Raw genomic sequence first — 22,023 nt, 5'->3', positions numbered from 1 at the left:
ATCCCCAAAGATTCCTTGCATGCCGGGTGCTTCCGGTAATACAAGGGAGCGGTGCAGACGAAAAGGCATCCGGTACACAGGAACAGCGCCCAATGCAGGGCGGCAGTCGCTTTGTCCATGGAGATGTGGCGCCGTGTAAATGGATTCAGGGCCGATGCCAAGCCCTGCGTCAGTTTGCCGCAAGCCCGTTATGAATAATTATGAATTCAAAACCTGCTGTCTTGGCAGGCCGAGAGAGATGCCGAGGAGACCCCCACAATGACCGCTTACGCTGATTTCTACCGCCAGTCCATCGACCACCGCGACGCCTTCTGGAGCGAACAGGCGCAGCTGATCGACTGGAAGACGCAGCCCCAGCAGGTGTGCGACTACAGCAACCCGCCCTTTGCCAAATGGTTTGTGGGCGGCACCACCAACCTGTGCCACAACGCAGTAGACCGGCACCTGGCCACGCGCGCCAGCCAGGCCGCGCTGGTGGCCATCTCCGCCGAAACCGACACCGAGCGCAGCTACAGCTTTGCCGAGCTGCATGCCGAGGTGCAGCGCATGGCAGCCGTGCTGCAGAGCCTGGGGGTGAAGAAGGGCGACCGCGTGCTCATCTACATGCCCATGATTGCCGAAGCCGCCTTTGCCATGCTGGCCTGCGTGCGCATTGGTGCACTGCATTCCGTGGTGTTTGGCGGCTTTGCCTCGGGCTCGCTGGCTTCGCGCATCGAAGACGCCGAACCCGTGGCTGTGGTCAGCGCCGATGCCGGGTCGCGCGGTGGCAAGGTGGTGCCTTACAAGCCATTGCTGGACGATGCCATTGCGCTCTCCAAACACAAGCCCGCCGCTGTACTCATGGTGAACCGCGGCTTGGCCCCCATGCACCTGCAGCCGGGCCGCGACCATGAATGGGTGCCGCTGCGCGAGCAGCACCTGAACACCGTGGTGCCGTGCGAATGGGTGGAGTCCACCCACCCTAGCTACACGCTGTACACCAGCGGCACCACGGGCAAACCAAAGGGCGTGCAGCGCGACACCGGTGGCTACACCGTGGCGCTGGCCGCCAGCATGAAGCACATCTTTGATGCCAAAGCGGGTGACACCTACTTTGCGACCAGCGACATCGGCTGGGTGGTGGGTCACAGCTACATCGTCTATGGCCCGCTGATCGCGGGAATGACGACCATCATGTACGAAGGCTTGCCCACGCGACCCGATGCCGGTGTGTGGTGGAGCATTGTCGAAAAGTACCAGGTCACCCACATGTTCTCGGCACCCACGGCGGTGCGGGTGCTCAAGAAGCAGGACGCCAGCTGGCTCAGGAAGTACAACGTCTCCACCCTCAAGGCCCTGTGGCTGGCGGGCGAGCCGCTGGACGAGCCCACGGCCCAGTGGATCAGCGACGCGCTGCAGGTTCCCATCATCGATAACTACTGGCAGACCGAAACCGGCTGGCCCATCCTGACGCTGGCCAATGGCGTGGAGCAGCAGACCACGCGCTTTGGCAGCCCCGGCAAGGCCATGTACGGCTACCACGTCAAGCTGATCGACGAGAGCAACGGCGAAGAGCTGACCGCCCCCAACCAGAAAGGCGTGGTCGCCATCGAGGGCCCGCTGCCCCCCGGCTGCATGCAGACCGTGTGGCGCGACGATGCACGTTTTGTGAACACCTATTGGAAGAGCATTCCCGGTCGGCTGATCTACAGCACCTTCGACTGGGGCATCCGCGACGCCGACGGCTACCACTTCATCCTGGGCCGCACGGACGACGTGATCAACGTGGCAGGCCACCGCCTGGGCACGCGCGAGATCGAGGAGAGCATTGCCTCCCACCCCAACATCGCCGAAGTGGCCGTGGTGGGCGTCGCCGACAGCCTGAAGGGCCAGGTCGCCATGGCATTTGCCGTGGCACGCGATGCGTCGGGCCTCACGGACGATGCGGCGCGCCTCAAGCTCGAAGGCGAAGTGATGAAGCAGGTGGACCACCAGCTCGGCGCCGTGGCCCGGCCGTCGCGTGTGTACTTCGTGACCGTGCTGCCCAAGACCCGCAGCGGCAAACTGCTGCGCCGCGCGCTCCAGGCCGTCGCCGAGCGGCGCGACCCGGGTGACTTGACGACGATGGAAGACCCGGCGGCGCTGCAACAGGTGAAGGACCTGGTGGGGTGACGAGCCTTTTCGACCCGCAGTGGGCTCCGTGCAAAGGCCTCCGTGCTGTTCGCGTGGTGCTTGGCACGCCAGGGCTCAGGAGATTACCAGGGTGAAGTAGCCAAACTCCATGTCGGTCGCTTCGGACACTGCTGTGACGGTGGCGTTGGGATTGGATGTGGTCACGCTGTCAGTCGTGATGCCATTGATGACGGCGTAGACGGAGTAGACATCGCTGATTTCCACCGTGACCTGCACGAATGAGTCAGGCACTACGACGTCTTGCACTGGCACACCTTGGTGCGTGATCTGGAAGGTCACCGGGCCAAGGCTGGTTTTTTCGAATTGCATCTGGTTGGCAACGCTACTGGGTGTTGTCACCACTTCGAATTCGTAGGTTTGCTGGGCGCGCTGCTGCTTCACCTGCGCCAGAAAACGGGTTGCACCACTGACTGCTATCGGTGCGGAGGTATAGGTGTTGCCTTCCAGTATGGTGCTGGCCGTGATCTCGAAAGTTTCGGCCTCCGGGACGGATAGCGTCGCGCCGGGGGCGAGGCTCGGCAGGCGGGCGAGGGCCAGCCCACCCCGGTGAATCACGTACTGGGCGATGTACGAGGTGCTGTTGGTCAAAGTCAAAGCGCTCATGGGACCCCTCCGATAGTAAGAAAAGAACGGAGATTCATTTTTACCGCCTTGGCGGTCGCAACGCCCGGATTTTTTGCCATCGGCGCAGTGCGCTGGCACCGGGCCAGAGCGGGGCGAGACTCCGGCCGGAGCGCAATCACGCAGGCCGGTTTTTCTGCCACCCCACCGGCGGTTGCCACCCTGGCGTCCAGCCGGTGAAATCCTGCAGCGGCATGGGCCGGGCGATACAGTAGCCCTGGGCCTGCATGCAGCCCAGCTGCAGCAGCATCTGGCCTTGTTCGATGGTTTCCACGCCTTCGGCAATCACGCGGTAGCCGAAGGAGCGGGCCAGGCCGATGACCCCCTGCACGATGGCCAGGTCGCCGGGGTCGCCCATCATGCCGTGCACAAAACTCTGGTCGATCTTGAGCGTGTCCATGGGCAGGCGGCGCAGGTAGGTCAGCGACGAGTAGCCGGTGCCAAAGTCGTCCAGCGACACCGCCACCCCCAGCGCACGCAGCGCCGTCAGGGTTTGCGCCACGGCGGTCAGGTCGTAGAGGGCGGCGCTTTCGGTGATTTCGATTTCCACCAGGTGGCCGGGTACGCCTGGGTGGCGGGCGATGCACCGGGCCATCCAGTCGGCAAAGTCTGGGTTTTGCAGGTGCTGGGCGGCGATGTTGATGCTCAGCGGCAGGTGCAGTCCGTGTGCCTGCAGTTGCGCCAGCACGGTGAGTGCGGCTTCGACCACCCATTCTCCAAAGTCGATTTCCAGCTCGGTGCCCTCCAGCAGGGGCAAGAACTCGCCCGGCGGCACCAGGCCGCGTTCGGGGTGCTGCCAGCGCGCCAGCGCTTCGGCACCCACCACGGCCCCACTCCTCATGTCCACCTTGGGCTGCAGGTACAGCGTGAACTGCGCGGCGGCCAGGGCCTCGCGCAAGTGGCGGCCCTGTTCGCGCTGCAGTTGCAGGGCGCGTTCCTGCGCAGCGTCGAACTGGTGGAACCGGTTGCGCCCGGCCTGCTTGGCGGCGTACATCGCCTGGTCGGCGTGGCGCAGCAGGGCGTCGGCGTCGGCGTCATCCTGCGGGAACACGGTGTAGCCGATGCTGGCAGTGACCACCACACGCTCGGTGTCGAGTGTGTAGGGCGCTGAGATGTTGTCCATCACCCGGTGCAGCATGCGCTCGCAGTCGCCCACGGATTCAAGGTCGGGCATGAGGATCACGAACTCGTCGCCGCCCAGGCGCGCCACCGTGTCCAGCGGGCGCAGCGCGCGTGTGAGGCGGCCACCCACCACCACCAGCAGGCGGTCGCCCGCGCCGTGGCCCAGGCGGTCGTTGACGGGCTTGAAGCCGTCCAGGTCCAGGTAGGCCACACCCAGTTGCCGACCGTTCTGGCGCGCCTGGTCCATGCACTCCTGCAGCTTGCGGGCCAGCAGCACGCGGTTGGGAAGGCCCGTGAGGGCGTCAAACAGGGCCAGCCGCTGCAGCAGAACCTCTTGCTCGCGCTGGGGCGTGACGTCAATGGCCACGCCCAGCATGCGTGCGGGGCGGCCCGCCGCATCGAAGCCCACTATCTTGCCCAGGTTGCGCAGCCAGCGGGCGGGGTCGCCCTGCTGGTTCACACGCCAGGTGGCGTCGAACGGGGTGCCGGGGTGGGTGGTGTGGCGGGCCAGTTCGCTGGTGATGCGGTCGATGTCGTCGGGGGCAATGCCGGCGGTCCACTGCGTGGAGGCCAGTGGGGTGTGGGGCGTGTCCAGGCCTCGCATGGCGTGCCAGCGGCTGTCGCCGGTGACGGTGCCTGTGTGCAAATTCCAGTCCCACAGGCCCAACGATGCCGCCGAGATGGTGAGGGAGAGCAGTTCCTCGCGTTCCCGCACCTGCTCTTCGTTGCGTTTGCGGTCGGTGATGTCGTGCACCGAGAACAGCCAGCACGGCTCGCCATCGAATTCGGTGGCGCGCATGGACTGCAGCACGGTGCGGGGTGGGCCGCCACGCACATTCAGGTTGACCTCGTAGCTGCTCAGGTGGCCCGAGCGCTCCACCTCCGCAATCAGCTTTTCGCGGTCGTGCGCGGTGAAGATGCCCAGCTCGACCGCAGTACGGCCGATGGCCTCCTCGCGCGGGATGCCCAGCATGTCCACCCAGGCGGGGTTGATGTCCACATAGCGTCCGTCGCGGCGGTGCGACAGGCCCATGGGGTAGGGCATGAGCTGAAAGATGCGCGAGAAACGCTCTTCGGACTGGCGCAGGCGCTGCTCGGCGCGCTTGGCCTCGTCGATGTCCTGCATCACGCCGCGTACGCGGGTCACGCGCCCGTTTTCGATCACCGGCTCGCCCATGGCGCGCACCCACACCAGCCGACCGTCGGTGTGCAGCACCTCGATCTCCATGCTCCACTCGCGGCGCTCCAGAATGCTCAAGCGGAAGTTGGCGCGCAGCGTTTCGCGGTAGGCGGGCGCCACATGGCGGTCGATGTAGTCGTGGGGCAGCGGCGAACCGGGGGGCAGGCCGTGGATGTCAAAACACACGTCTGACCAGTAGACCAGGCCCTTGCCGCGCTCGTCCTCCCAGGCACCCAGCCGGGCCAGGCGGCCGGCCTGCTGCAGCAGGCCATTGAGGGCCCGCAGCTCGTCACTGGCGCGGTGGGCTTCGGTCATGTCATGGAAAACGAACACAAAACAGTTTTCGCCATCCACAAGCACGGAGCGTGCCGACATCAGTCCCGGGATGCGTCCGCCCTCGCGCTGCGCAACCAGCGGCAGGCGGTCCACCTTGCCGTCGCGGCGGAAGGTCTCCACCAGCCGCTTGCGTTCCTGTTCAGAGGCCCAGATGTTCAGCTCGGTCGATGTGCGGCCGATCACCTCCTCGCGCGGGCGCCCCAGCACCTCGCAGAATGCGGGGTTCACGTCGATGTAGCGGCCGTCCGAGATGCGCGAGATGCCTGCGGGGTCGGGCAGCGTCTGGTAGAAGGTCGTGTACTTGGCCTCGGACGAGCGCAGCGCATCTTCTGCCGCGCGGTGGGCGGTGATGTCCACGTCCATGCCGATCAGGCTGGTCGGCCGGTTCTGGGCGTCGCGCGTGGCCACCGTGCCGCGCGACATGAGCCAATGCCAGCGGCCCTCGGTGTCCATCACCCTGAATTCGGCCTCGTAGCTGTCTTCCAGCCCGTCCATGGCCCGCGCCAGCCTGGCCGCATTGCGCTCGGCATCCTGCGGGTGGCGCCGGGCATACCAGCGCTGCCACAGGTCTGGCGCCTCCAGATCGGCGGCGGTGATGCCGAAGGTGTCGTAGAAGCTGCCGTGGCAGCGGAACTGGCGCTGCACCACATCCCACTCCCAGTGCCCGCCACCCATGGAGTCGAGCACCAGGCGCAGCCTGCGCTCTTGTTGTGCAAGGGCTTGCTGGATGTCGCTGCGTGAAAGCTCGGAGCGTGCTCCGTTGGCCAGCAGCAACCGGCCCACGCCCAGCATCAGCACCCCGGCGCCGTGGTGCCATGGCAGGCTTCGCGCCATGTCGGATGCGCCGTCGGTAGCCCACAGGCTGCCAGACACGGCCAGGGGCAGGGTCAGCGTCAGGCCGATCAGTGCAGCCCATTTGGGCACCTGCAGGCGTGCCCCTACATGGCGCCACAACAACCCCGTGGCCACCGACACGCACAGCACGGCAACGGCTGGCACCGCATCGGACATATCAGTGCGCACCGCTGCCACCAGGGCGATGAGCGCCGCAATGATGGTCGCCGGAAACCTGAAAAAGAGCGCCAGAAACGCCGCCACCGTGGGGTAGGCCACCACCCGCAGCTCGGGGGCGTTCCAGCGCAGCGCCTCAAAAGAAATCCAGGAAACGAGGCCGCCTGCCAACCCCAGCAGCAGCAAGGTGCGGCGCGACGGGTGCAAGGACTCGCGCGGCGGCAGCCAGGCCAGCACCAGCAGCAGCGACATCAGCGCCGTGGCGGCCAAAAGGGTGTTGTTACCCATGGAAAACCCCTGGGCAAGCCCCTTGCGGCGGGGAAGCCGCAGACCAGGAGTAGCAGGGGGAGCGGCCGGGGATATATGTGGCAGTACAGCGCCCGGTGCCGTTGACGGACTTGGTCAGATGGCAAAAGCCCGAAGAAAACCCCATGGGCCAAGTTTAGGGCCGTTCTGAGGCGGGCAGGGCGGGCCTGAGTGTCCTGATAAGTCCGGTTGACAACAATGTGCCGCACACGATGACCACGGCGCAGCCCACCATCCAGGGCGTGATGCGTTCGCCCAGGAAGACCGTGCCGTACAAAACCGCAAACACGGGGGTTATGAAGGTCACGGCCAGCGCCCGGCTGGGGCCGGCACTGGCGATGAGGCGAAAGTACAGGATGTAGGCAATGCCCGTGCACAGCACCGCAATGGCAATGATGGCGCCCCAGGCGCGCAGGCCTGGCATCTGCGCAGGCCAGAACCACAGCGTGGGCAGGGCCAGTCCCAGCGCCGCGCCCAGCTGGCTGCCGGTAGCGGTGGCCAGCGGTGGAATGCCCGTGAGGTAGCGCCGTGCAAAGCTGGCCGACAGCCCGTAGAAGCCCGAAGCCAACAGGCAGGCGGCAATGGCCCATTCGGCGCTGTCACTCTTGAACCCGGTGCCCGCTGGCGCACGCCAGGCCAGCAGCGCCACTCCCACAAAACCGAGCGCCAGGCCCGCCCAGCGCAGGCGGTTGATGCGGTCACCCAGCCACATCCAGGCCACCAGCGCGCCAAACAGCGGCACGGTGGCGTTGAGGATGGAGGTCAGGCCCGTGGCAATGTGCAGCACAGCCCAGGAAAACAGCGCAAATGGAATGGCCGAATTGATGACCCCCGCAAACAGGATGGGCCGCCAGTGCTGGCGCAGCGCAGGCCAGTGGCCCTGGCGCAGCATGATGGGCCACAGGAACACCGTGGCCAGCGCCACGCGCAGCCCGGCCGTGGGCAGAGGGCCGAAGTCGGACGCACCCAGCCGCATGAACAGAAAGGACGCGCCCCACAGCGCCGCCAGCAAGATGAATTCGCCGATCCAGGTGGAAACGGGCTGGTTGCCGGGGCTGTTCATGCATGTCCTTTGCGGAAAGCGTTGGGTGCGCTGGGGGAGGTGGAGGGCAGCGCATTTTCCAGCGTCAGCAAGACCGCTTTGCGATCAAGGCCACCGGCATAGCCCGTCAGGCTGCCGTCCGATCCCACCACGCGGTGGCAGGGCACCACCACGCTGATCGGGTTGCGCCCCACGGCGGCGCCCACTGCGCGCACGGCCAGGGGGCGGCCCAGCTGGCGGCTCAAGGCGCCGTAGCTGGTGGTGGCACCCCGGCCGATGGCCAGCAAGGCACGCCAAACAGCCTGCTGAAACGGCGTGCCACCCGAAAGGTCCAGCGGCAGGTCAAACCCCGCACGTTGCCCGGCGAAGTACTGCTGGAGCTGGTGGGCGGCTTCCTCCAGCACGGGGTGGCTTGCCGTGTCAGCCCAGGCCGTGGGGCCATGAAGCCGCTGGCTGGGCTCGTGGCGCTGGCCTTCAAACCAGACACCGACCAAGCCGGCGGGCGACGCCGCCAGGCGCACGGGCCCCAGCGCGGTGGAGGTGCGCATTTGCACGGTGTGGGGGTGAAATTGCATGACTGAATGAACGATTTTTAGATGAAATTGGCCTCCAGCGCTTGATGGATAAGCGCTAGCAGCTCCTACTTTGATAGTGATGGAGCTGGTGGCACGGCACCCGCCGGGGTGCCCGCTGCCCAGGCGCGCAGCACCGCGTAACTGCGCCAGGGCCGCCAGGCCTGCGAGGCCTCGCTTGCGGCGCGGGCCGGGTTCTTGTGCCCCTGCACGCCCAGGGCCTTGTGCAGCGCCACATCCCCGGCCGGAAACGCATCGGGCCAGCGCAACACGCGCATGGCGATGTACTGGGCCGTCCAGTCGCCAATACCGGGCAGGGCGCATAGCGCGGCCGTGGTGCTGGCCACGTCGGCGCCCGCGTGCAAGGCCAGCGTGCCGCCATCCACGGCGCGGGCCAGCGCCACGATGGCAGCCTGGCGCTGGCGCACGATGCCCAGCTGGCCCAGGGTGTCGCCGTCGGCCGCTGCCAGCGTGGCAGCGGTGGGGAACAGGCGGTTCAGCCCGGGCCAGGGCGTTTCGATGGGCTCACCCAGCCGCTCCACCAGCCGCTGGCCCAGGGTGCGCGCAGCGGCCACGGTGATCTGCTGGCCCAGCACGGCGCGCACGGCCAGCTCAAAGCCATCGAACGCACCGGGCACCCGCAGGCCGTCGCCCTGGGGGAAGTGCGGGTGCAGCACGGCGTTGATGGCCGCGGGGTCGGCGTCCAGGTCGAGCATGGCGCGCACGCGGCGGATCACGAGCGGCAACACGGGGTACAGGCTGTCGCTGGTCTGCAGCAGCACCTGGTGCCGGGCCCCGTCAAAGCGTGCGCTGAACCATCCCGTGGTTTCGCCGGGCAGGCCGGTGCAGGAGGCGGGCAGACGCACCGTGCGCCGCAGCGTGGTCTCCTCCGGCAGCACCCATTCCACACCGTGGAACTGCCGCCGTTCAAAAAAGGCCAGCAGCGCAGGCACATCAAACGGCGGGCGCCAGGCCAAGCGCAAGGTGCTGGTGGGTTGCGCCCCTGCGGTGGTGCCGCTGCGCCGCAGCTGTGTGGGGTTCAGGCCGTAGTGCCCCGAAAACGCCGCATTGAAGCGCCGCACGCTCGCAAAGCCGCTGGCCAGCGCCACCTGGGTAACGGGCATGGGGGTATCGGTGAGCAGTTGTTTGGCGGTCAGCAGCCGGCGCGTCTGCAGGTATTGCAGCGGCGATACGCCCAGGGCCGCCTCAAAAATGCGGCGCAGGTGCCGGTCGCTCACGCCCAGGCGCTCGGCCAGCCGGGCCACGGTGGCGCTGCCTTCGCCCGGTGCGGATGGGGCGGGCCACAGGTCGGGCGCATCCAGCAGGCGCACGGCCTGCTGCACCAGGATGCCACTGGCGTCCTGCACCGACCACACCAGCGCCTGCGGCGCCAGCTCGGGCCGGCAGCGCAAGCAGGGGCGAAAGCCCGCGTTCTCGGCCTGTGCGGCCAGCACAAAAAAGCGGCAGTTCTCGCGCCGGGGCGTGCGCACGGCGCACACGGGGCGGCAATAGATGCCGGTGGAGGTCACCGCCGTGAAGAAATGCCCGTCAAACCGTGCATCCCGCGCCAGCACCGCCAGGTAGCGGCCTTCGTCCAAGGCGGTGTCAGGTGCCTGGGCAACGGGTGGGGTGGGGGGGGAGGGCGGATTCATGGGCTGGATCATAGGAGCCGGGGGTGTTTTCACTGGCCGTTTTCGGACATGTGCCTCAGCCCAACGCGAGGGTTTGCCCCCAGTCCCCCCGGAGGGCGCGCCTACAATGCAGCGGACTTCCAAAAACAGCCCAACTCCCTACGCGAAAGGCCCCTGCGTGCAGCCCACACCCGCCATTTTCAAAGCCTACGATATCCGCGGCATTGTGCCGTCCACGCTCAACGAAGAAGTTGCGCTCGGCCTGGGCCGGGCCTTTGGCACGGCAGCCCGCGCCGAGGGGCAGACCACCGTGGCGGTGGGGCGCGACGGGCGCCTGTCGGGCCCGGCCATCTCGGGTGCGCTGATCCAGGGGCTGGTGGAGGCGGGCATCGAGGTGATCGATGTGGGCCTGGTGACCACGCCGCTGCTGTACTTTGCAGCCAGCACGCTGTGTGCCAGCGGCATCCAGGTCACCGGCAGCCACAACCCCAGGGACTACAACGGCTTCAAGATGGTGCTGAACGGCCGCGCCATCTATGGCGAAGAGATCCAGCAGCTTCGCCGCACCATGGAGCAGGAAACCTGGCAGCTGCTGCCCGGCGGCTCGGTGCGCCATGTGGACGTGCTGCCCGCGTACCGCGAACGCATCGTGGGCGATGTGAAACTGGCCCGCCCGATCAAGATCGTGGTGGACTGCGGCAACGGCATCGCGGGCGCCTCGGCGCCGGACATCTTCCGCGCCCTGGGCTGCGAAGTGATCGAGCTGTTCTCCGAGGTGGATGGCAACTTCCCCAACCACCACCCCGACCCGAGCAAGCCCGAGAACCTGCGTGACTTGATCGAGGCCCTGAAGGCCAGCGACGCCGAGCTGGGCCTGGCGTTTGATGGCGATGGCGACCGCCTAGGGATCGTGACCAAGGACGGCACCAACATCTTCCCCGACCGCCAGATGATGCTGTTTGCGCAAGACGTGCTCTCGCGCGTGCCCGGCGGCGAGATCATCTTCGACGTGAAGTGCACCCAGCGCCTGGCGCCTGCCATTGCGGCCGCTGGCGGCGTGCCGGTGATGTTCAAGACCGGCCACTCGCTCATCAAAGCCCGCATGAAGGAGACCCACTCCCCGCTGGGCGGCGAGATGAGTGGCCACATCTTCTTCAAGGAGCGCTGGTACGGCTTTGACGACGGCACCTACGCGGGCTGCCGCCTGCTGGAAATCCTGAGCAAGTCCACCGACCCGAGCGCCGTGCTCAACGCGCTGCCCACCAGTTTCTCCACCCCCGAGCTGAACGTGGCCTGCGCCGAGGGCGAACCCCACCGCCTCACGGCCGAGCTGCAGGCCCTGGCTGCAGAGACCTTTGCCGCGCCCTCTCAGATCAGCACCATCGATGGCCTGCGCGTGGACTGGCCCGACGGTTTTGGCCTGATCCGCGCCAGCAACACCACGCCGGTGCTGGTGCTGCGCTTTGAGGGCCACACCACCGAGGCCCTGGCCCGCATCGAAGCGGCCATGCTGGCCCTGCTGCACCGCGTCAAGCCCGATGCGCACGTGGGCGCCGCCAGCCACTGACGCCGTATCGTCGAACCCGCCGCGCCCCTCTTTCTGTATTTGTTGTTGAACCGCCCCGCATGAAACCGTCACTGTCCACCCCCTTGCGTGTTGCCGCTGCCCAGTCGCCCTCGGCGCCGGGTGATGTGGCGCGCAACGTGCAAACGCACCTGGCCTTTGTGCGGACGGCGGTGCACGAACGTGTGCTGGTGCTGGTGTTTCCCGAGCTGTCGCTCACGGGGTATGAACCGAACCTGCTGGCGGCCAACGTGCTGTCGGCCGACCATCCCGCGCTGGCTCCCTTGCGGCAGTCTGCTCAGCAACATGGCATCACCCTGGTGGTGGGCGCCCCGGCTGCGCCGGTGGTGGCGGGCGCCTTGCCCGCCATTGGCGCCTGGGTGCTCGGGGCCGACGGCAGTGTGGCGCTGTACCGCAAGCGCCACCTGCACCCGAGCGAGGAGCGGTTCGCCAGTGCTGGCACCGACGACGCCCAGGTGCTGTTGCTGGCCGGTGAACCCACGGCGCTGGCCGTGTGTGCCGACATCACCCATCCCGAACACGCAATGGCCGCCAGCAATGCGGGCGCCGCGCTCTACGCGGCGGGCGTGCTGATTTCCGAGAAGGCCTATGGGGCCGAATCGGCTCTGCTGCAAGGCTATGCCCGCGACCACGACATGGCAGTGCTGGTGGCCAACTACAGCGGGCCCTCTGGCGGCTACGTGAGTGCGGGCCGCAGTGCCTTCTGGGCACCCGGTGGCCACTGCGTGGCAGCCGCGCCCGATGACAGCCCCAGCCTGGTGTGGGCGGCACGGGGCGACAGCGGCTGGACGGGCGGGGTGGTGGAGCTGGTCGGCTGATCCGCTGATCGATCCCCCGCATGAACGCTGCCCGCGCCCTGTATTCGCTGGTGACCTGGTGCGCGCAGCCCCTGCTGCGCCGCAAGCTGCGCCGCCGCGCCGTGGCCGAACCTGGCTATGCCCATGCGGTGGGCGAGCGTTTTGGTCGTTATCCGGTGCCCATGGACAGCATGGTGTCGCACCACAGCGTTGATCCGATAGGCCAGTTTGTCTGGGTCCACGCCGTATCGCTGGGCGAAACCCGCGCCGCCGCCATCTTGCTGGCCCAGCTGCGCGAGCAGCTTCCGGGCATGCGTCTGCTGCTCACCCACGGCACGGCCACCGGGCGGGCCGAGGGCGAAAAGCTTCTGCTGCCCGGCGACGTGCAAGTGTGGCAGCCCTGGGATACACCGGGCGCCGTGGCGCGCTTTCTGCGCACCTTTCGCCCGGCCATCGGCATCCTCATGGAAACCGAGGTCTGGCCCAACCTGGTGGCGGGCTGCCACCAGCGTGGCGTGCCGCTGGTGCTGGCCAATGCGCGTTTCAACGCCAAGTCGCTGCACAAGGCCCAGCGCCTGGCAGCGCTGGCCCGGCCCGCCTATGGGGGGTTAACCGCTGCCTGGGCCCAGACCGAAGACGACGCCACCCGCCTGCGGGCCATCGGCGCCCCGGTGCGCGGCGTGTTTGGCAATCTCAAGTTTGACGTGGTGCCCGACGCCCGCCAGATCGCCCAAGGTCGGGCCTGGCACACCCACACCGGGCGCCCCGTGGTGCTGCTGGCCAGCAGCCGGGAGGGCGAGGAGGCGATGTGGCTCGAAAACTTCAAGCCAAAACAGGCGCCAGCGCTTGATGGGAAAGCGCAAGAAGCTATCAATAATATAGCGGTCAGCGTGCAGTGGCTCATCGTGCCGCGCCACCCCCAGCGGTTTGACGAGGTGCAACAGCTGCTCCAGCGCGCTGGGCTCACCGTATCGCGCCGCAGCCACTGGGCGGCAGAACCCGAGGCGGCCGAAGTGTGGCTGGGGGATTCACTGGGCGAAATGGCGCTGTACTACGGCCTGGCCGATGTGGCCTTGCTGGGTGGCAGTTTTGCCCCCCTGGGCGGCCAGAACCTGATCGAGGCCGCCGCCTGCGGCTGCCCTGTGGTGCTGGGGCCGCATACCTTCAACTTTGCCGAGGCCGCCGAGCTGGCCTGCGCGGCAGGGGCTGCGCAGCGCGTGCCCGATATGGCCGCAGGCATGGCAGTGGCCACTGATTTAGCCACGGTTGCCGCGCAGCAGGCTGCCGCCAGTGAGCGAGCCACGCTTTTTGCCACGGCGCACCGGGGGGCAGCGCGGGCCACAGTGCAGGCAATTTTGGAAATCGTACAACCCGACGCACGTTGATAGGGTGCCCCTTCGGTACCTGCTACAGCATCGGTCTGCCGGAGCGGTGACGGACTGCCGCCGCAAATGCGCTGAGAGATACAGTAAATGCACCCAATCCGCTGATTGCAAAATACACGTAGATTTGTGAGTGCAAAAAATGAGCAGCTTCCTATCCTGGGTTCGCAATACTGTAGCTATTACATTGGCTTCAGCAATAGCTTCTGGCGGATGTATTGCGGCTTCTCTTGACAAGAAATCAAATTGTGAACATTCGATATTGAATGAGTCGGCGAGCGTTAACTTTGTCGCGGGTTTGCCAGTTTACGTGTCACCAAAAAATTTTATTGTCTCTACCGGCTGCCAGACCATGTGGGATTCCAAAGGTCGCATTACGATGCAGATAATTTTTAGCAAAGGAAAGGTTGTTCAGTACATTGAGTACGCAAATAATGGTATTGCAGAATTGATTTGCAAGTATGCCGAAGGAGCTGCACTTCCAAAAACTTGCCCGAACTTGAATACTCTTGCAAATGGTTTCGCCGTTCTTAGTGATGAGATCGAAAATTCGCTGCCAATATTTGATGATCTGCGCCGCAAGACGGAAGTGCATAGGTAATTCTGCGTGGGAATCTGGCTACGCCTAAAAGCAGATTCATGATTTAAAACTCGATCGATCAATCGAATTGATGGAGTCGAATATTTTGGGGGCGCTTAAATTGGAGATCCGCCGCAGCGTTGGACTGACAACTGCGAATTTGTTTGCAATGGTCCTTGCAAGTCTGCTTTCAAATTTGGCGGTGGCGGCAGAAACACCCGCTTTTGCTCTAGCGGTGACACCAGCCAAGGGCTTGGTTGGCCCTCGACTAAGAATGGAGCTGAAAAATATCAGCTCCGATTCGAAGGTGATTTTTCAAGGCGCACTGCCCTGGGTAGACGGAGTGTCAGCTGCTCGACTTGTTGGTTTCAGCGGTAACTTGGAAGAGGGCGATGAAGCGTTGACACCAATCAGGCCCGCTGGAGCCTTATTTCACAGTTTGACTGAAATCGTGATCGATTCAGGTGCGTCTTTGATAGGCAACGTTGATCTCGAAGAACGCTTCCCTGGAATAAATGAGCTACTTCGAAAGGAGTCTATTATTGTGTACTGGGTATATCGTCCGTTAGACGCAAGTCTCGTCAAGCATCAGGAGTTGACGGGAGCCGTGTTTTTGCAAAGACACTCCGAATAGGGTTGCCTATATGGATGAGTATTAATCAAACGAGATTATTGGAGCGCAGCTTCTGATATGTCGTGACCCGAGCGGCTCCAAAACGTCGATTGGTGCATCATGTAGGCGCCCTGGGGACGCCCTCACAAGTTTTTTACTACTTCACCAGCAAGGCGTTGATCGCCTCAACGTCCTGCTGCGTCAGCGTGCCCGCCGCCTGGCGCAATTTCAGCGTGCCGAGCAGCACGTTGTAGCGGGCCTGGGCCAGGTCGCGCTTGGTCTGGAAGAGCTGGCTTTGGGCATTGAGCACGTCGATGTTGATGCGCACGCCCACCTGGTAACCGAGCTTGTTGGCATCGAGCGCACTCTGGCTGGAGGCTTCGGCAGCCTCCAGGGCCTGCACCTGGCCCTGGCCCGACTGCACGCCAAAGAAGGCGGCGCGCGTGGCCTGGGCCACGTTGCGGCGCGTGGTCTCCAGGTCGGCGCTGGCCTTTTCTTCGAGCGCCAGGGTTTCCTTCACGCGGTTTTGCACCGCAAATCCGGCAAACAGCGGCAGATTGAAGGCCACGCCCACGCTGGCGCTGTTGGTGCGGTTGTTCACGCCGGGCGCCGTGATGGTGCCATTCGGATTGCGCGTGACGTTGTAGCCCACCTGCAGGTCCAGGGTGGGCAGGTGGCCGGTTTCGGCCTTTTTGGTTTCAAGGCGGGCAATGTCCAGCGCGATGGCGGCCTGGCGCACGCCGGGCTGCTGGTCGCGTGCAGTGTCCACCCAGGTGGTCACGTTGTCGGGCTGCACCGTGGGCAGTTGCACGGGCAGCGCCAGCGGCTGGGGCTTGGTGCCGGTGATGCCCACCAGCTGGTCCAGTGCCAGGCGTTTCACGCGCAGGTCGTTTTCGGCCGCGATTTCCTGGGCCACCACCAGGTCGTAGCGGGCCTGGGCCTCGCGCGAATCGGTGACGGTGGTGGTGCCCACCTCGAAGTTGCGCTTGGCGGAGGCCAGTTGCTCCGACACGGCGGCTTTTTGCGCCTGCACGAAGGCCAGGGTGTCCTGCGCGGCCAGCACGTCAAAGTAGGCCTGGCTCACGCGCACCAGCAGGTCTTGCGTGGCGGCATCCAGCTGCGCCTGGGCCACGTCAATGCCGCGCTGGCCTTGCTCCAGCGTGATGCGGTTGGCGGGGCGGTACAGCGGTTGCGAGGCCTGCACGCCCACCGTCTGTGTGGTGCCGGTGTTCTCCACGGGAGGGCGGCTCAGTTCCACATTGGCGCGGCTGAGCCCGGCCGTGAGCGCGGCGCTGGGCAGAAGGCCGGCGCGGGCCTGGTCGGCGCGGCGGGATGCTGCGTCGAGCTGGGCTCGGGCCGACTGCCAGGTCGTGTCATAGGTGCGTGCCGATTCCACCAGCTCCAGCAGGCTCTGGGCATGCGCCGGGGCGCTCAGCGCCGCGCCGAGCGCCAGGGACAGAAGTGACAGGGAGAGGGGCCGGTGCGGAGTCATGGGGGTCCTTCGGAAGAGTCTGCGGTTCGATGGGAGAGCGGGTGCCAGGGGCGTGATCAATAGCGGGGCACGGTGGGGTCGTTTTCGTGCGGCCAGGCATCAATGCCACCGGTGATATTGGCCAACTGTTCAAACCCGTTGTGTTGCAGGAACGATGCCACCCGCAGGCTGCGTGCGCCGTGGTGGCACAGGCACGCAATGGGGCGGGCGGGGTCCAGCTCGGCCAGTCGCCCGGGCAATTCGCCCATGGGGATGGCCACCAGTTCAAACCCGTCGGCGCGCACGCTGGCGGTCTGCAGCTCCCAGGGTTCGCGCACGTCCAGCACCAGGGGCTGACTGCCTTCGGGCGCGGAGGCAAACCAGGCAGACAGCTGGGCGGGGCGGACGTGATCGATCATGCAGAACTCCGAAGAAAGCCGAACAACAGGGTCAGAACGTAAAGCCGGAAGGTTCCGGGAAGTTCACCAGGCGCGGGGCGATGGTGTCCCAGGGCGAGGTGGTCTCGAAACGGTCGCCGGTGCGGCGGGTCAGGGTGAAACGCATCACGGGCTCGCCGCCCACGATGGCGCCCAGACGGCCACCGTCCTTGAGCAGCGAGAGCAGGGCGGTGGGCACTTCGGCCACCGAGCCGCTGAGTACGATCACGTCGAACGGGCCGTCGGGAATGGCGTCGCGGGCGCCGTCGTTCAGGCGCACATCGGCGTTTTGAACACCCGCATCGCGCAGGTTCTCACGGGCCATTTCGGCGAGTTCGGGGTTGATTTCGAGCGACACCACGCGCTCGGCGCGGGCGGCCAGCAGGGCGGCCATGTAGCCCGAACCTGCACCGATCTCCAGCACGCGGTCTGTTGGCTGGATTTGCAGGTCTTGCAGGATGCGTGCCTCGACGCGCGGCTGCAGCATGCTGTGGCCCAGGCGCACGGCCTCTTCGGCGTCGTTGCCCAGCAGGGGCACTTCGATGTCCATGAAGGCCAGGCTGCGGTAGGCCGGGGGAACAAAGTCTTCGCGGCGGACCACCGCCAGCAGGTCGAGCACGTCAGCGTCGAGCACATTCCAGGGGCGGATCTGCTGCTCGATCATGTTGTAGCGGGCCTGGGCAATAGGGTCGCTGATGTTGGCGGACGTGTTCAGGGGCAGGTTCATGGGATTTCTCCGTGGGGCAGATGCAAGGCCGATCGGGACGATCAGGACAAACCTTCGATTTTAGGCGCTGCCGGGGCGCGTCCCATCTTGCGAAGGGCCCACTGGGCCAAGTCGTCCATGTAGCAATACACCACCGGCACCACCACCAGGGTCAAGAGGGAAGAGGTAATGACCCCGCCAATCACAGCCTGGCCCATGGGCGCGCGCTGCTCCGAGCCTTCGGACAACGCGAACGCCAGTGGCACCATGCCGAAGATCATGGCCAGAGTGGTCATCAGAATCGGGCGCAGCCGCACCCGGGCGGCCAGCAGCAAGGCGTCGGCACGGGGCAGGCCGGGCACGGTCTGGCCCTGGTCGTTCACATGCTCCTCGCGGGCACGGATGGCAAAGTCCACCAGCAAGATGGCGTTCTTGGTGACCAGCCCCATCAGCATCACCACGCCAATGATGGAGAACATCGACAGCGTGGAGCGAAACATCAACAGCGCCAGCACCACGCCAATCAGCGTGAGCGGCAGCGAGGTCATGAGCGCCAGCGGCTGCAAGAAGCTCTTGAACTGGCTCGCCAGGATCATGTAGATGAAGATGATCGCCATGGCCAGGGCCGAAATGGCATAGCCAAAGGACTCGGCCATGTTCTTGGTGGAGCCGCTGAACTGGTAGCGATAGCCGGGCGGGAAGCTCACTTCCTCCAGCGCCTTCTTGATGTCGTTCGACACTTCACCGGCCGAGCGCTTTGCCACGTTGGCGTTCACCGCCACTTCGCGGGTCAGGTCGCGGCGGTTGATCTGGTTGGCGCCGGTGGATTCGGTCACGCTCGCTACCTGGTTCAGGCGCACGATGCGCGTAGTGCCGTCGGTGGCCGCCAGGGCAAAGGGCAGGCGCTCCAGGTCGGCGGGCTGGGTGCGGGCTTCGGGGGCCAGGCGCACGTTCACATCGTAGGTCTGGTCATCCGGGGCACGCCAGTTGCCCACCGTGGTGCCTGCCACCAGGGTGCGCAGCGATGCTGCCATGGGCGCCACCGACAGGCCCAGGTCCGACGCTACGTCGCGCTTGACCTCCAGTGCGATCACCGGCTTGTTGGGCTTGGCGCTGGTGTCCAGGTCCACCAGCCCGGGAATGTCGCGAATTTTTTCGGTGACCACCTTGGTCAGGCGCTCCAGTTCCTGCAGGTCGGGGCCTTGCAGCGAGAACTCCACCTGCTTGTTGCCACCCACGGCGTCCAGCAGGCCCACGTGGGTGATGGTGATGCCGGGCACGGTCTTGAGGCGTTCCCGCAGCACGTCGGACATCTGGTCCACGCTGCGGCTGCGGTCCTTGCGGTCCACCAGGCGCACGTAGATGTTGGCGTAGATCTTGCCCTGGGCGCTGCCGGTGTTGATGGTGGCCAGTGTGTAGCGCACTTCCGGCATCTCGCGCAGGATGCCCTCCACCTGTTGTGCCTTGGCCTCGGTGGCCTCCAGCGACGAACCCACGGGGGTGTAGAAATTGAGCGAGGTTTCGGAGAAGTCGGCCTTGGGCACGAACTCGGTGCCCAACAGCGGCACCATGAAGATGCTCAGCACAAAGATGGCCAGCGCAATCGCCATGGTGGTCAGCTTGTGCACCAGCGACCACCGCAGGATGCGCTGGTAGCCCTCGGCCAATGCATCGGTGGCACGGTCGAACCAGCCCGTGACGCGGCCAATGGTCTTGTCGTAGAAGGTGACGGGCTCGATCTTCTGGCCGTGGGCATGGATGCTCGGGTCGTGCCAGATGCTCGACAGCATGGGGTCGAGCGTGAAGCTCACAAACATCGAGATCATCACCGCCGCCACGATGGTGATGCCGAACTCGTGGAAAAACTTGCCGATGATGCCGCCCATGAAGCCAATGGGCATGAACACCGCCACGATGGACAGCGTGGTGGCCAGCACCGCCAGGCCAATCTCCTGCGTGCCGTCCATGGCGGCTGCGTAGGCGCCTTTGCCCATCTGCACGTGGCGCACGATGTTCTCGCGCACCACGATGGCATCGTCGATCAACAGGCCCACGCACAGGCTCAGCGCCATCAGCGTGATCATGTTGATGGTGAAGCCGAACATGTTCATGAACAGGAACGTGCCGATCAGCGCAATCGGCAGCGTCAGCCCGGTGATCACGGTGGAGCGCCAGGAGTTCAGGAACAGGAACACGATGAGCACCGTGAGGATGGCCCCCTCGATCAATGTCTGGCGCACGTTGTTCACCGCCACGCGGATCGGGCGGGCGCTGTCGCCAATGGTCTCCAGCCGCACGCCGGGGGGCAGCTGGTTCTTCAGCTCCACCACAGCGGCGTTCAGGCCGTCCACCACCTCGATGGTGTTTTCGCCCTGCGACTTCTGCACCGACAGCAGCAACGTGCGCTGGCCGTTGTACAGGGCCAGGCTTTCAACCTCCTGCGCGCCGTCGTTGACGCGGGCCACCTGGTCAAGCCGGACCGGCGCTCCGTTCTTGCGGGCGACGATGATCTTGCCGAAGTCTTCGGGGCGTTCCATGCGAGCGTCGATCTGCACCACGCGCTCTTGCGCGAGGGACCGGATGGAGCCCACGGGCAGGTCCTGGTTCTCGTTGCGCACGGCCTGCGCCACCTGGTCGGGGGTCACGCCAAACGCTTCGAGCGCCTGCGGGTTCAGGTAGATGTTGATCTCGCGCTTGGTGGCGCCCACCAGGTTCACGGCGCCCACGCCGCGCACGTTCTCCAGGCGTTTCTTCAGAATCTGCTCGGCCCAGGTGGTCAGCTCGACAGCGCTGCGACCGGATTTTTCGTCCGGCAGCACTGCGAGCGACCACACGGCGCGACTGGCCGGGTCAAAGCGCAGCACGCGGGGTTCCTTGACCTCGGTGCGCAGCTGGGGGCGCACGGTGGCCACCTTTTCGCGCACGTCCTCGGCGGCCTTGCGGCCGTCGATGTGGAGCTGAAACTCGATGATGACAACGGCCGTGCCTTCGTAGCTGCGCGAGGTCAGGGCGTTGATGCCTGCAATCGAGTTGACGCCTTCCTCGATCTTCTTGGTGACTTCGCTCTCGACGATTTCAGGCGACGCACCGGGGTAGTCCACGGTGACCACCACCACCGGAAAGTCGATGTTGGGGAACTGATCGACTTTGAGGCGCTGGTAGGAGAACAGGCCAAGCACGACGATGGCAAGCATCACCATCGTGGCGAACACGGGGTTTTTGAGGCTGACTTTGGTGAACCACATGGCGGGTCGGGGTAGTCAGGGTGATCAGGGAGCAGCGCGGGATGCCGCTGCCAATGCAGGTGCAGCAGCGGCTGTCGCAGCTGATGCAGCCACCGCCACGGCCGTGCCCTCGCGCAGCAGGCCGATCCGGCCCGCAATCACCACCGTGCCTTCGGGCACACCTTCGACCGCCACCAGGGTCTGACCGCCCACCACGGCGCGGGTTCCGGTCTTGACGGGTGCATAGACCACGCGGCCATCTTTCAAGGTTTGGAGGTAGGGGGCGGGCTTGTCGGTGCGCACGGCGTCCAGCGGCACGGCCAGCACGTCGGCCCGCCCGGTATCGAGCGTTCCCTGCACAAACAGGCCTTGCCGCAGCGGCGTGGCGCCGGGGGCTTGCTCTACCCGCAGGTAGACGGGCACCGTGCGGCTGCCTGCCTGGGCGCTGGGGTTGATGCGCACCACGGTGGCAGGCACCGGGGCTGGCATGCCCTCAATGGTGAGCTGCGCCTTCTGGCCCACCTGCACTGCCACGGAATCCGCCGGGTTGAGCAGCGCTTCCAGCTCCAGCCGCGACAGGTCCACCACCTCGATGATGCGGGCGTCCACTGCCACGCGCTCGCCGGGCTGGGCCAGCCGCTGCGCAACCTGACCGCTGATGGGGCTCTTGAGCACGGTGTCTTCCAGTGCCTTGCGGGCCACGTCGGCGGCGGCCATTGCGGCCTGGTGGTTGGACTGCGCAGACTCGAGGCTGGCTTGCGAGGTAACCAGCGCCGTGGCCGAGATGAATCCCTGGTCCACCAGCGCGCGGTTGTTGGTGTACTGGCGCTGGTTGATATCCACCTGGGCTTTGGCGGCGTCGGCCTGCTGCTGCGCTTGGCGCAGACGAGCGCGCGCCTCGGTGGGGTCGATGCGGGCCACTTCCTGCCCGGCCTTCACGCTGTCGCCTTCGCGCACCGTCAGCCCCTGCAACTCACCGCCCACGCGCGCCTTGACCATCGCCGAGTCCACCGCCCGCAAGGCGCCCGATACGGGCACGCCAAGCGCCAGGTTCTGCCGCCGCACCGACAACACCTCTTGGGCTGCCAGTTGCAGCGGCGCCTGGGCGCGCTGGGCCGTGGTTTCGGCCAATGCCTTTTGCTGCGCCTGCCGCGCCGCCATGGCCCGCCACACGCCGCCGCCGAGCAAGACAACAACGACGGCTACCACCATCCAGGGAATCCAGCGTTTCATGG

The 22,023-nt window shown here is 65.8% G+C and carries 16 protein-coding genes; 6 read left to right on the top strand and 10 right to left on the bottom strand.

The features are described from left to right. The first annotated feature begins 216 nt into the window (after nt 1-216). Nucleotides 217-2,151: a propionate--CoA ligase gene (locus ACSQ22_RS02385; RefSeq protein ID WP_436129335.1), complete on the top strand. Its 1,935-nt coding sequence runs from the start codon at nt 217-219 to the stop codon at nt 2,149-2,151. A 75-nt stretch (nt 2,152-2,226) separates the two neighbouring features. On the opposite strand, the gene ACSQ22_RS02380 is transcribed toward ACSQ22_RS02385, so the two are convergent. The 5 genes from ACSQ22_RS02380 to ACSQ22_RS02360 form a co-directional block, all read right to left on the bottom strand. After that, entirely contained in the window at nt 2,227-2,775 is a 549-nt protein-coding gene (locus ACSQ22_RS02380; protein WP_436129319.1) for a hypothetical protein, read from the bottom strand. 136 nt (nt 2,776-2,911) lie between these two features. After that, nucleotides 2,912-6,730: a sensor domain-containing protein gene (locus tag ACSQ22_RS02375; protein ID WP_436129318.1), complete on the bottom strand. Its 3,819-nt coding sequence runs from the start codon at nt 6,728-6,730 to the stop codon at nt 2,912-2,914. A 154-nt stretch (nt 6,731-6,884) separates the two neighbouring features. Then, entirely contained in the window at nt 6,885-7,811 is a 927-nt protein-coding gene (locus ACSQ22_RS02370; RefSeq protein WP_436129317.1) for a DMT family transporter, read from the bottom strand. Next, entirely contained in the window at nt 7,808-8,365 is a 558-nt protein-coding gene (locus ACSQ22_RS02365; RefSeq protein WP_228895318.1) for a methylated-DNA--[protein]-cysteine S-methyltransferase, read from the bottom strand. The genes ACSQ22_RS02370 and ACSQ22_RS02365 overlap by 4 nt, the downstream gene beginning before the upstream one ends. 65 nt (nt 8,366-8,430) lie before the next feature. Further along, nucleotides 8,431-10,014 (bottom strand): DNA-3-methyladenine glycosylase 2 family protein, encoded by a 1,584-nt coding sequence (locus ACSQ22_RS02360; RefSeq protein WP_436129316.1) that lies wholly within the window; start codon nt 10,012-10,014, stop codon nt 8,431-8,433. A 157-nt stretch (nt 10,015-10,171) separates the two neighbouring features. Between ACSQ22_RS02360 and ACSQ22_RS02355 the strand changes: the two genes are divergently transcribed. The 5 genes from ACSQ22_RS02355 to ACSQ22_RS02335 all read left to right on the top strand — a co-directional run bounded on the left by ACSQ22_RS02355 (nt 10,172) and on the right by ACSQ22_RS02335 (nt 14,971). After that, nucleotides 10,172-11,560: a phosphomannomutase/phosphoglucomutase gene (locus tag ACSQ22_RS02355; RefSeq protein WP_055401757.1), complete on the top strand. Its 1,389-nt coding sequence runs from the start codon at nt 10,172-10,174 to the stop codon at nt 11,558-11,560. Nucleotides 11,561-11,619: 59 nt separating this feature from the next. Further along, nucleotides 11,620-12,396, top strand: a complete 777-nt coding sequence (locus tag ACSQ22_RS02350; RefSeq protein WP_436129315.1) for a carbon-nitrogen hydrolase family protein — start codon at nt 11,620-11,622, stop codon at nt 12,394-12,396. Between the two features lie 20 nt (nt 12,397-12,416). Then, a complete protein-coding gene (locus tag ACSQ22_RS02345) occupies nt 12,417-13,760 on the top strand; it encodes a 3-deoxy-D-manno-octulosonic acid transferase (protein WP_436129314.1) in 1,344 nt (447 codons plus the stop codon). A 139-nt stretch (nt 13,761-13,899) separates the two neighbouring features. Continuing rightward, complete coding sequence (locus ACSQ22_RS02340) at nt 13,900-14,358, top strand: hypothetical protein (RefSeq protein WP_436129313.1); 459 nt, start codon at nt 13,900-13,902, stop codon at nt 14,356-14,358. Nucleotides 14,359-14,428: 70 nt separating this feature from the next. After that, nucleotides 14,429-14,971, top strand: coding sequence for a hypothetical protein (locus ACSQ22_RS02335; RefSeq protein ID WP_436129312.1), 543 nt, complete (start codon nt 14,429-14,431; stop codon nt 14,969-14,971). Nucleotides 14,972-15,107: 136 nt separating this feature from the next. Here ACSQ22_RS02335 and ACSQ22_RS02330 read toward each other — a convergent pair whose 3' ends face one another. The 5 genes from ACSQ22_RS02330 to ACSQ22_RS02310 are packed head-to-tail and all read right to left on the bottom strand — an operon-like array spanning nt 15,108 to nt 22,021. After that, on the bottom strand, nt 15,108-16,442 hold the full coding sequence (locus tag ACSQ22_RS02330) for a TolC family outer membrane protein (protein ID WP_436129311.1): 1,335 nt from the start codon (nt 16,440-16,442) through the stop codon (nt 15,108-15,110). Between the two features lie 56 nt (nt 16,443-16,498). Then, entirely contained in the window at nt 16,499-16,840 is a 342-nt protein-coding gene (locus ACSQ22_RS02325; RefSeq protein WP_436129310.1) for a rhodanese-like domain-containing protein, read from the bottom strand. Between the two features lie 31 nt (nt 16,841-16,871). Continuing rightward, a complete protein-coding gene (locus tag ACSQ22_RS02320; RefSeq protein ID WP_436129309.1) occupies nt 16,872-17,585 on the bottom strand; it encodes a protein-L-isoaspartate O-methyltransferase family protein in 714 nt (237 codons plus the stop codon). 41 nt (nt 17,586-17,626) lie between these two features. Further along, nucleotides 17,627-20,809: an efflux RND transporter permease subunit gene (locus ACSQ22_RS02315; protein WP_436129308.1), complete on the bottom strand. Its 3,183-nt coding sequence runs from the start codon at nt 20,807-20,809 to the stop codon at nt 17,627-17,629. Nucleotides 20,810-20,833: 24 nt separating this feature from the next. After that, complete coding sequence (locus tag ACSQ22_RS02310) at nt 20,834-22,021, bottom strand: efflux RND transporter periplasmic adaptor subunit (RefSeq protein ID WP_436129307.1); 1,188 nt, start codon at nt 22,019-22,021, stop codon at nt 20,834-20,836. Between the last annotated feature and the right edge of the window lie 2 nt (nt 22,022-22,023).

It is taken from the genome of Acidovorax sp. LjRoot38, from assembly GCF_964252975.1.
GTDB lineage: Bacteria > Pseudomonadota > Gammaproteobacteria > Burkholderiales > Burkholderiaceae_C > Acidovorax > Acidovorax facilis.
This window is presented reverse-complemented; position numbering and strand designations above follow the sequence as displayed.